8 protein-coding genes are annotated in these 10,838 nt (G+C 64.9%); 6 read left to right on the top strand and 2 right to left on the bottom strand.

Annotated elements, in window-relative coordinates:
• Positions 1-1,260: M48 family metalloprotease (locus AC1DOC_RS15460; RefSeq protein WP_478130038.1), on the bottom strand; the 1,260-nt coding region annotated here is incomplete at its 3' end.
• A gap of 175 nt (positions 1,261-1,435) precedes the next feature.
• Here AC1DOC_RS15460 and moaC point away from each other — a divergent pair.
• Positions 1,436-1,927, top strand: coding sequence for a cyclic pyranopterin monophosphate synthase MoaC (moaC, locus tag AC1DOC_RS15455; protein WP_015867916.1), 492 nt, complete (start codon positions 1,436-1,438; stop codon positions 1,925-1,927).
• On the opposite strand, the gene AC1DOC_RS15450 is transcribed toward moaC, so the two are convergent.
• Positions 1,924-3,666, bottom strand: a complete 1,743-nt coding sequence (locus tag AC1DOC_RS15450) for a PglL family O-oligosaccharyltransferase (protein ID WP_478080530.1) — start codon at positions 3,664-3,666, stop codon at positions 1,924-1,926. The genes moaC and AC1DOC_RS15450 overlap by 4 nt on opposite strands.
• A gap of 91 nt (positions 3,667-3,757) precedes the next feature.
• Between AC1DOC_RS15450 and pilV the strand changes: the two genes are divergently transcribed.
• The 5 genes from pilV to AC1DOC_RS15425 all read left to right on the top strand — a co-directional run.
• Positions 3,758-4,393 carry a type IV pilus modification protein PilV gene (gene pilV / locus AC1DOC_RS15445; protein WP_478130040.1) on the top strand — a complete coding sequence of 212 codons (636 nt, stop codon included), beginning with the start codon at positions 3,758-3,760 and terminating at the stop codon, positions 4,391-4,393.
• The gene (locus AC1DOC_RS15440; protein ID WP_478083843.1) at positions 4,390-5,406 is read left to right on the top strand and encodes a PilW family protein; all 1,017 of its coding nucleotides are present in this window, start codon (positions 4,390-4,392) and stop codon (positions 5,404-5,406) included. Before pilV ends, AC1DOC_RS15440 begins: the two co-directional genes overlap by 4 nt.
• Position 5,407: 1 nt before the next feature.
• Positions 5,408-10,231 (top strand): PilC/PilY family type IV pilus protein, encoded by a 4,824-nt coding sequence (locus AC1DOC_RS15435; RefSeq protein WP_478130037.1) that lies wholly within the window; start codon positions 5,408-5,410, stop codon positions 10,229-10,231.
• Positions 10,232-10,233: 2 nt separating this feature from the next.
• Positions 10,234-10,707, top strand: coding sequence for a type IV pilin protein (locus tag AC1DOC_RS15430; protein ID WP_436288226.1), 474 nt, complete (start codon positions 10,234-10,236; stop codon positions 10,705-10,707).
• On the top strand, positions 10,704-10,838 hold a 135-nt coding region (locus tag AC1DOC_RS15425), incomplete at its 3' end, for a pilus assembly FimT family protein (RefSeq protein ID WP_478130039.1). The genes AC1DOC_RS15430 and AC1DOC_RS15425, both read left to right, overlap by 4 nt.

Raw genomic sequence — 10,838 nt, 5'->3', positions numbered from 1 at the left:
GGCACGCACCGCGCGCACCGAATCGTTCTGCGCGCCGTACAGGTTGGCCAGCGCCCGCCACGCGGTGGCGTCGCGCGGGTTCGTGGCCACCCAGTCGCGCAGCACCGGCACCAGGGGCGCGGGCTGGCGCATGGCCACGGCGGCATCGGCCGCGAGCAGCATCTCGGGCCGCTCCTTCGATTTGGCGTCGAGCAGGCTTGCGGCCTTGGGCGCGTTGCCGCCGGCCAGCTCGATCTCGGCATGGAGCCAGCGCGCCAGTTTGGCGGCGGAGGCGTCGTCGGCGGTGCGCGCGGTCAGCCGCTCGGCCAGGGTGCGCGCGGCGCGGAAGTCGCGCAGTTCCTTGGCCGACAGCGCGGCCGCGTAGAGCGTGCCGGCCTGCTGGGCCGCGCTGCTCTTGGCGAATTCGCCGCTGGAGGTCGCATCGACCCACAGCCGCAGCACGTCGACGCCCGGCCGCGTGAGCACGCGGGCGCGCGCGGCGATCATGGCGTGGTCCATGGCCAGCGGCATGGCCGGGGCGGTATCGAGGCGGAACTGGAAGCGCCCCTGCATGTCCGAGATGCGCTCCGACGTGAGCGGATGGCTGCGCAGGTAGGGGTAGGAGCCGTTGTCGTTCAGGCGCGAGGCGTACTGCAGCTTTTCGAACATGGCGGCCGCGCCCTGCGGCGCGAAGCCGGCCTGCGTCATCACGCCAAAGCCGACGCGGTCGGCCTCGCGCTCCATGTCGCGCGAGAAGCTCAGCTGGTTCTGCATGAAAAGCGCCTGGCTGCCCATCATCACGGCCTGGCCCGCATCGGCGTTGCGGCTCTTGCTGGCCGCGATCATGCCGAGGATCAGGCCGGCCAGCATCAGCGGCATCTGCTTGCCCTGCTGGTTCATGATGCGCGAGATGTGGCGCTGCGTGACGTGCGACAGCTCGTGCCCGAGCACCGTGGCCAGCTCGTCGCGGCTGCCCACCGTGGCAATCAGGCCCATGTTCAGGCCCAGGTAGCCGCCCGGCAGCGCAAAGGCATTGATGTTGCGGTCGCGCCCCAGCAGGATGGTCCAGGCAAAGCGCTCGTCGAGCTCGGGCGTGAGCTCGCCGCGCTGGCGGGCGGCGGCCAAGAGGCGCTGCCAGATGTCCTGCACGTAGGCGGCGATCACCGGGTCGTCGATGTAGTCGGTGTCGCGGTAGAGCTCGCGCGCAATCTGGTCGCCCAGCTGGCGCTCGGCACTGGCGGTCATTTCGCCGCCGTCGCCCAGGCCCGGCAGCACCTGCATCTGGGCGCGGGCCGGTACCGGCAGCAGGACCTGGCATGCTATTAAAACGATAGCGCAGAGCGACCGCAGAGTGGGCGCGGCGGAAGTCTTTTTGGTGGCAAAGGGAGTCAAGCGCGGCATTCCTCGTCCATGGCTCGGGCTCGTATGATGCACCTCTACACCCGAACGTTCACACATGAGTTCCCTCACCCATTTCGATGCCCAGGGCCAGGCCCACATGGTCGACGTGGCGGCCAAGCCCGCCACCCATCGCGTGGCCGTGGCCACCGGCCGCATCGAGATGCAGCCCGCCACGCTGGCGCTGATCGAATCGGGCACCGCCAAGAAGGGCGACGTGCTCGGCATCGCGCGCATCGCCGGCATCCAGGCCGCCAAGAAGACCAGCGACCTGATCCCGCTGTGCCACCCGCTGGCGCTCACGCGCGTGGCGCTGGCCTTTGCGCTGGCCGAAAAAGGCAATGCGCCGCAGGTGGTGTGCACCGCCACCGTCGAGACCGTGGGGCCGACCGGCGTCGAGATGGAAGCGCTGACCGCCGTGCAGGTGGCGCTGCTCACCATCTACGACATGTGCAAGGCSGTRGACCGYGGCATGCGCATCACCGACGTGCACGTGCTGGAGAAGCACGGGGGCAAGTCGGGCAGCTACCTGGCCGACCCTCAAGGCTAGGGCGCCTGCCCTTCGACCGGCAGCCCCTTCAGCCAGCGTTCGTACTCCGACGGAAAGGCGATGCGAAAACGCTCCGCCTGGCTGCGGGCTTCGTCGCCCCGCCCCATCAGTTCGGCGCTCTCGATCAGCTTGACGATCACCCGCGGCTCGGGCGAGAAATGCAGCGTGCGCTCGGCCAGTGAATGCATCGCGGCGGCGTTGTCCTGCGTGATGGCCGTGAGCGTGAGTTCGGCAAAGTCGACCTGCCTGGCAAAGAGCCACGATTTCCTGGCCTTGGCGAGCGTTCCGTCTTCATAGGCCGGCAGGCGCTCGTCGCGCGCCAGGTAGATCTGGCTGATGCGGATGTAGTCCCAGGTGGCATAGCCGACCACCGCCATCAGCACGGCGGCCGCAACGCAAGACAGCACCGGCGGCGCGAGCCCCCGGGCCTTCTTCTTCAGGCGCTCCCGCATCGAGGCCGGGCCGCCAGCACCCCGCGCCGGCCACAGCATGCCCAGGCACAGCCCGAACACCAGCTGGAACGGCCCGTACCAGAGCGGATATTCGAGCAGGCTGTGCAGCGCGATCGCGCCCAGCATGCCCCAGGCCATGAGCCGCACCGCGTCGCGCTCGCGCCAGGGCCGTGCCGCCATCACCATCCAGAGGAAGCCGCCGCAGATCAGCACCGACACCGGAATGCCCATTTCCACCGCCAGGTGCAGCGGCAGGTTGTGCGCGTTGTCCAATATCTCGGGGAAGCGCGGCCCGTCGTACAGCGTGCTGTAGTGCGCGAAGGCCAGCTCGCCCCAGCCCCACCCCGCGAGCGGATGCGCAGCAATCAGCGAGAGCACGTTGCGCCACAGGATCATCCGCGTGTGGTCGCCCGGCGCGCCCTCCTGCAGCCGCTGCATCATGCCCTCGACCTCGCCCGCCGCCAGCTGCGGCAGCAGCCAGGCGATGGCGAAGTAGACCGGGATCATCGCCAGCAGCACCAGCGGCGGCGGCAGGCTGAAGGGCGGAGCGCCGATAGCGCCGTCCGGGGCCGCGCCGCGGCGCTCCCGCCGCGCGATGAACGCCGCAACGCCCACGATCGACAGCAGCTGGAGCAGGCCCGTGCGCGAAGTGGACGCCGCCGCGGCCACCAGCAGCAGCAGCGCCGCCGCCGCCAGCCAGCGCCGAATGCGCGCCGAGGGCTGCGCCGCGTGGATCCAGAGCGCAGCCACCAGCGCCATGCTGATCAGCGTGGCGAACTGGTTGCGCTGGCGCAGGTTGCCATAGGCCTGGCCCAGCGCGGGCGTGGTGGTCCAGGGCACCAGCGGCTCCGCCAGGCCGTAGTACTGGAGCAGGCCCAGCACGGCGCTGACGAGGCCGGCCACCAGCACGCCCACCGCCAGCACCCCCGAGATGCCCGGCCCACCGCGCGCCATGCCCGCGCCCACGCAGGCTGCGGCCGCCATGGCGACGAGCACGACCACGGCCGGCAGCCATGCGGCCGCGCCGGCATGTGGCGAGGAAAAAAGCACGACCGCTGCCGCCCCGGCGCCCAGCCAGGCCCAGATGCCGCGCGACGGAGTGGCGGCAGGAATGACCAGCAGCATCGCCGCCAGGCAGACCCAGGTGGCCAGCAGCTGCCAGGCCTGGACCGACGGGCCGGCGACGAGCGGACAGAGAAACGGAAACGCCACCAGCCCGGCGCGCACGGCGCCAACGGCCTTGGATGGGAGAGCGGCCGCCTCGGCAGGCGCTGCGCGGGAAGTCATTCCGCCAATTGTGCCGACCGGCCGGGCCGACGAATGGCGGCGGGTGGGAGACGAGCGGCAGGGCAAGTGTTCAGCGCAAAACTTACCATCGCTGGTCACATTTGGACACCTTTGCAAACACTTTGCGCCAAYGAACCCATTTCCTTTATCCCGCAATCGCATRCGCCGGCAGACGGGTTTTAGCCTCGTCGAGGTTCTGGTCGCGATCGTGGTCCTGTCCTTTGGTTTGCTGGGCATGGTGGGCCTACAAGCGGCGTCGTTGCAAGCCAACCGTGATGCGCGGCTTCAATCGACAGCCGTGGTGCTGGCGCGAGAACTCGCGGAAATGATGCGCGGCAACAAGGACCAGGCCCTGCTCGCCACCGGCAATCCGTACCTGATAGGCGACCTCTCGCACCCGCTCGCCCCGCCTACTGCTTCCTACTGCCTAGCAATCGGCCAGAACTGCGGCACCGACAAAGCGGCTGTCGCGCAAGCTGAACTGACCGATTGGCTAGCACGGGTGGACGATGCACTGCCAGGCGCGCGAATCAGCATCTGCCGCGACAGCGCCCCCTTCGGTTCGGACGGCACTGCCGTGTGGACCTGCACCTCAACCAGCAACTCCGACCCGATCCTGGTCAAGATCGGCTGGAGCCGACCATCGACGAAGACGGGTACCGCCGCGGTCGTTCAGGCAGATCAGCCGTCCGTCGTGCTGCCCGTTACACCCGGGAGCACCCTGTGATTGCCCTTTCCTCACGCCGCCGCGCTCTGCGCGGGCTGACACTGATCGAACTGCTCGTCGCGATGGCGGTGGGCCTGGTGGTGGTGCTGGCGGCAGTCTCGGCCCTGACCGTCGCACGGCGCGGCTTCACCACGGTCGACGCGGCTTCGCAATTGCGCGACAACGGCCGGTTTGCGGCGGACATGATCCAGCGCATTGGCGTGCAGACCGGCTACCGGGATGTGTTCTTCGCGGCAACCCCTCGCCAGCCCACCACGACGGACCCGGCACCAAGCATCATGGGCTTCAACAACGCCAAGGTGAACCTCACCAATCCGTTGACGTCGTCCACCGCACGGCCCTCCACCGAAGCGGGCACGGGGAGCGACATACTCATCATGCGCTACCAGTCAGCGCAGGCCCACACCATGGTGGTCGGTTCGACCGATGCCGACAAGACCATGATCGACTGCGCCGGCAATGCACCGGATACGGTCGCGAACATCAATACCGCCGCAGCGCGCGACACGCTCATGGCCAGCGTTTTCTCGGTGGGCATCAATCAGGGTGAGCCTTCGCTCATGTGTACCTATTACGACACAGCCACGAGCGCGTGGCTCTCCAGTCCCATCGTGCAGGGCGTCGAGAATTTCCAGGTGCTGTATGGCGTTGACGGCGTAACGGCGGGTACCGCAACGCCGTCGAGCGCGGCATCGCCCAATGTGCCCAACGCGTATTTGCGCGCGGACCAGATGACTGTGTCCGGCAACAGCGCCGCCACCAACGCGAACTGGCGCCGAGTGCGTAGCGTCCGAATCGGCATGGTGCTGCGTAGCGCGAAAGGTGCCGCTCAGGATTCGGGGACGCAGACCTTCTATCCATTCGGACCTACCAAGGGCAGCGCAAACGGCTCGGCCGGCAGCGCCTTCGCGTCCGTGAATGATCCAGGGACTGTCTTCCAGCCCACGCCGGATGGGCGGCTGCGCCAGACCTTGACCTTCACGATCCACCTGCGCAACGACCAGGGCCTCTGAGATGAGACACAAACTTCTTCCCCGTCCCGGCGGCCAACGCGGTGTCTCACTGATCATCGTGCTGCTTCTGCTGGTGATCGTGTCGATCCTTGGCGTGGGCGCGGCCCAGATCGCGACCATGGGCGAGCGCAGTTCCCGGAATGACCGTGACATGCAAGTGGCCTGGCAGTCAGCCGAGGCCGCGCTGATGGACGCCGAATTCGACATCCACGGCCCCGTTGCTTCCAGCCGGCGCTCTGTGTTCACCAACATGGCCAATACCAACGCCTTCGTCAATGGCTGCGGCGACTCGGGCAACAGCAGGGGCCTCTGCACACTGGTAACAAGCGGCCAGCCGGCTTGGCTTTCCGTCGACTTCACCGCAACAAGCAATGCGCACACTGCCGCTTACGGCGAGTTCACGGGACGCAGTTTCCCGGCCGGCAGCACCGGCATCCAGCCCGTCAAAGCGCCGCGCTATGTGATCGAGCCGATCGAAGACCCGGCAAACCGCGACCTCTCGGGTTCGACAACCAGCTACATCTACCGCGTGACAGCCATGGGCTTCGGACCGCGAGCCGATATCCAGGGCGTCTCCTCGACCGCTCCAAACATCAAGGCCATCGCACTGGCGAGCGATCCGCTCTATGCCACCACTTCCGGTGACAAGCCAGCGCTGGCGCTAGCGCTGTCGGTGGAGTATCCGACGGTGGGCGCGCAGTACACGCCCGGCGGCGACACTGACAACACGTACAGCAACCTCACAGAGTACATCGGCTACTACGATGCCTACGCCTGCTATTCGTACAACGATGCGCCCGCGGAAACGCCAGCCACCGGTTTCTCGGCGACCGACTACAAGCGCTTCGACCGCATCCTGACGAACACGCGCACCGACCGTAAATGTGACGACGGCTTCAGTGGCAACTTCCTGAACTGGGCCAGCAGTTCCGCCATCGACATGCTGCGGCTTGCTCTCTCGGGCGGCGATCGCTACATCGACACCCCCGACCTGACCATCCTGCAACGTGCCGTGCTGCCGAACGGCGACCCGATCTGCATGTGGAACTCCACCAACTTTCCGGCCAAGCAATTGACGCGCAATGGCGGCGGCGCAGGCACCTACTGGGGCGCGGTGCCACAACGCATGGTGAATGCGGCCGGCCCCAACGACATCTGGGTGGCGAACACCTTGAACCGCATCTATTTCAGCACGGCCAAAGGCGGAGCTTGCACGAACACGAGCGGCTACACCCTGGGCGCCGTCGCGACAGGAACAGGGCCGTTCTCATTCAACGGCAACCTGCCGACCGGGGCCAACAAGTGCGCCGACGAAAACGGCACTTGCAACTTCAACAAGAACTCGAGGGAGGTCTGGTACGGAGCTGGAACCACCTGGATGGTCGGCCAGTTCAAGAACAATACCGCTTGCACCAACGCTGTATTCACCGATCCGGCCCCCGGCGTGGGCAAGGCCTGCTATACGGTTGCCGCCAACACCACCCCGAGATCGACCAGCGGCCTCAACAGCGACGGCTTCTTCTACTCCCGCGTCAAGGTCTGCGAGAAAAACGCCGCCGGCAATCTGGYCGACAGCCGTGACTACACCTTCTGCACCAAGTACCCCAACGGCAACTACAAGCCGACCGGCACGGTCCAGAAGTACAGCGACCAATTGCGTCTGTCCGCCTTCGGCTACCTGCTCGATCAGACCAACAGTGCCGACACCGGAGGCCGCTACGGCGGTGTACTGCGCGCGCCCATGAAATATGTCGGCGCCAAGACCTTCGACATCAATGGCACTGAGAACACACCGAGTGGCGGCAACGCTGCAGCCGAGTGGAACGCAACGACCGGCGTTTTCGCCGCCAACCCCGACAGCAGCACATTGACCGGCACAAACGCCGGCTTCGGGGTGAGTGGCGTCATCAACTATCTCAACAAGTTCGGACGCACCGGCGTGGCTGGCAAATACAAGAAGTACGACCCCGTCAGTGAGCTCTACTACGAGTCACTGCGCTATCTGCAGGGTCTGCAGCCGAGCGATATCGCGACCAGCGGTATGACGACCGCCATGTACGACGGATATCCGGTATTCACCACCTGGAACGACCCGTATGGCGATGGCCGTTCCAGTTCGAGCAACTATGCGTGCCTGAAGAGCAACATCGTGGTCATCGGCGACATCAACACGCACGATGGAAGTCACTATCCAGGAACCAACGTGGCCGCCAACATTCCGGATCTGACCGCCTGGACGACTGTGGTCCAGAACTTCGAGAAAGGCGTGGACACCACCTATCGTGATGGACAGAACGCCGAACAACACACCACCGGCAATCCCAGCACTAATGCCAACCCCCGCGGAGAAGCCATCGTCGGTTACTCGTATTGGGCCCACACACACGACATCCGTGGAACGGGATGGACCGCCGAGCCCACCAAGCAGCGCCCCGGCTTGCGCGTGAAGAGCTTCTTCTTCGACGTGAACGAGTACGGTGACCAGAACGATGCTGCCGTCCGCCGCAACCGAAATCAGTTCTTCACTTCGGCGAAGTACGGTGGCTTTGAATCTGATCCGGCCAACAACGGCAGCAAGCCCTTCAACACCTTCGGCAACCCCTTCAAGCGGCAGGACGGCACGGTGGATAACAACGTCTGGCAAGACCCCGCCCGCCCTGCCGAGGCCAGCACCTACTATCTGCAGAGCAGTGCACGCAGCGTGTTGAGCGCCTTTGACAGCATCTTCAGCCGGGCGTCCACCTCCGCACGCAGCATTGCTGGTAGCGCGGTGCAGTCCAAGTCGCTTCAGACAAGCAACTCGGTCTACCAAGGTGCCTTCGACACCAGCGACTGGAGCGGCGATCTGCTGGCCCAGTCAATCACCATCACCAGCGGCAGCGCCAGCATCTCGCCCACTCCGACCTGGTCGGCCACCGCGCGACTGGCCTTGCTTTCAACGCCGGACACCACTCGCAACATCGTCATCGGCCGCCCGGGCAATGCGGTCCCCAAGGCCACGAATTTCGTGTGGGGTTCGCTGACCACTGCTCAGCAAACCGACCTGAACAAGATCACGCCCTCTGCCACTGCCGACGCGCTGGGTTCCGACCGCGTGAGCTATCTGCGCGGCAGCAACGCTCGGGAAGGCGCGCCTTTCCGGCGCCGCAACAATAAGCTGCTGGGCGACATCATCAATTCAGGCGTCGTGTATTCGGGAGCGCCGGTCAACAACATCAACTCGAGCACCTACGCCGCGTTCAGAACGGCCAATCTCAACCGTACGCCCGCTGTGTTCGTAGGCGCCAACGACGGCATGCTGCACGGCTTCAATGCCACCACCGGCGATGAACTGTTCGGCTACATCCCGAGTTGGATGACCCCCAAGCTCGCCGCGCTCACTGATGCCGACTACGTGTCGAACCACCAGAGCTATGTCGATGGCCCACCAGTGGTAGCGGAAGCACAAGTGGGTTCCGCCGGTAGCTCGGCCGACTGGAAGACAGTGCTTGTGTCGGGCACCGGCGCGGGCGGGCGCGGCGTGTTCGCGCTCGACGTGACCGATCCGACGACCTTCAGCGCAAGCAAGGTGATGTGGGAGTTCACGCAGGATGATGACGTCGACATGGGTTTCGTCGTCGGCCAGCCACAGATCCTGAAGATGCGCACCAGCGCGCCGTCGGCTACGACGGCGACCTACAAGTGGTTCGCAGTGGTGGCGAGTGGAGTCAACAACTACACGAAAGTCAACTCGGCCGGCAACTTCAGCACCGGAAACCCTGCGTTGTTCCTGCTTGACCTGTCAAAAGCACCAGAGACTGCCTGGACCCTTGGCACCAACTACTACAAGGTGGAACTGCCCCTGGACACCACGCTCGCCGTGACCAAGGCGCCGGGCCTCCTCAACTTCAAGGCGGCCATTGCCACCGGTGGTAACCGCGAAGTGGCGCAGATCTTTGCCGGCGATCTGCACGGCAACATGTGGAAGCTCGACTTCCGTAGCCATGGCACCTCCGAATGGAACATGGCAAACCTGTCGGCTTTCAAGAACGCCACAAGCAACGCGCCCTATCCGCTCTTCGTTGCCAAGGACGGTGACGGCAATGTGCAACCCATCAGCATGGCTCCGACGCTGGTGGCAGCAACGAACAATATCAACGCAATCCAGGTGGCGTTCGGCACTGGCAAGTATCTGGAAGTGGACGACCGCTCGTCGACGGCACAGAACTCGTTCTACGTGGTGTACGACGACGGCACGAGCGTTGCCGACGCAACGCCGAACGGCTCGGGCGCCATCAGCGGACGCGCGCGGCTGAGAGCGGCCACGATCGATTCCACAGGCGCGATCACGGTGCCCAGCTTCACCTGGGGCCGTGCCACGAGCGATCTCACAACATCATCGACCGTGAGTTCGGGCTGGTACATGGATTACGCCAGCACCGAGCGCCAAGTAAGCGGAGCACTGCTGACAGGCAACACGCTGATATTCGGCAGCCTGATTCCGGGAACCTCGGGCGACTCGGCCTCTTGTGGCGTAGGCGGAGGCAGCGGCAATTCGTACATCGTCGATGTCGACACCGGCACGGGGACACGTCGGGCGTCCACCGTCGGCATCATGGGACAGCCGCTGGTGATCGAGGTGGCGTCCACGGTCGAAACCATCAGCGACAGCACCGGCCGACGCAAGAAGAAGATCACCAGCCAGACCATTGCACAAGGCTCCGGCGGCGTCGGCAATGCAGCGGGGGGAACCGGGAACACCGGGCAGACGAGCGTCATCATCACCGCCGGACGACTGAGCTGGCGGCAGATCAACAATTACCTGGACCTGAAGCGCGGATCGTGAATATGACCTCAATCAAGAAACGCGCCTCCATGCGTGGCTTCACGCTGATCGAGTTGATGATCGTCGTGGCAATCATCGGCATTCTGGGCGCCATTGCCTATCCTGCCTACACGGATTCAGTGCTGAAAGGAAGACGGGCACAGGCCCGTACCGCACTGCTGGAACTCATGCAGCAGCAGGAGCGATACATGACGCAGCGGAATACGTACCTGGCCTTCACCAACATATCGGGAGTTACTACACCGACTACGGCTTCGGGCACATTCAAGGTTTATGCGGGAGACACCGCTTCGAGACCGTCCTATTGGCTTTCTGCGGTAGCCTGCGACAACCAGTCGATCACCGAGTGCGTCAAGCTCACCGCGACGCCAACAAGCAGCGATGCCACTGCTGGCGCACTCAGCCTCACCAGTACGGGCGTCAAGAGCTGCAGCATCGCCTCGACAGATGCGAAATTCAGGCTTTGCTGGCCATGAAAAGTTCTTGCCACTACCGGAGTACCGGCTTCACCCTCATTGAACTGATGGTGACGATCGCCATTGCTGCAACATTGCTGGTGATCGGTGCGCCTAGCTTCGTCGCTTTTCAACGGAATTCGGAACTCACG

It is taken from the genome of Variovorax sp. 01T439_2 (genome assembly GCF_056398445.1).
The sequence above is the reverse complement of the archived record's forward strand: the minus strand, read 5'-3'. Positions and strand labels throughout refer to the sequence as shown.

Excerpts from the sequence above, each read along its gene's own strand:
- AC1DOC_RS15450 (WP_478080530.1), bottom strand. The coding sequence starts at position 3,666 with ATGACTTCCCGCGCAGCGCCTGCCGAGGCGGCCGCTCTCCCATCCAAG.
- AC1DOC_RS15430 (WP_436288226.1), top strand. The coding sequence starts at position 10,234 with ATGACCTCAATCAAGAAACGCGCCTCCATGCGTGGCTTCACGCTGATC.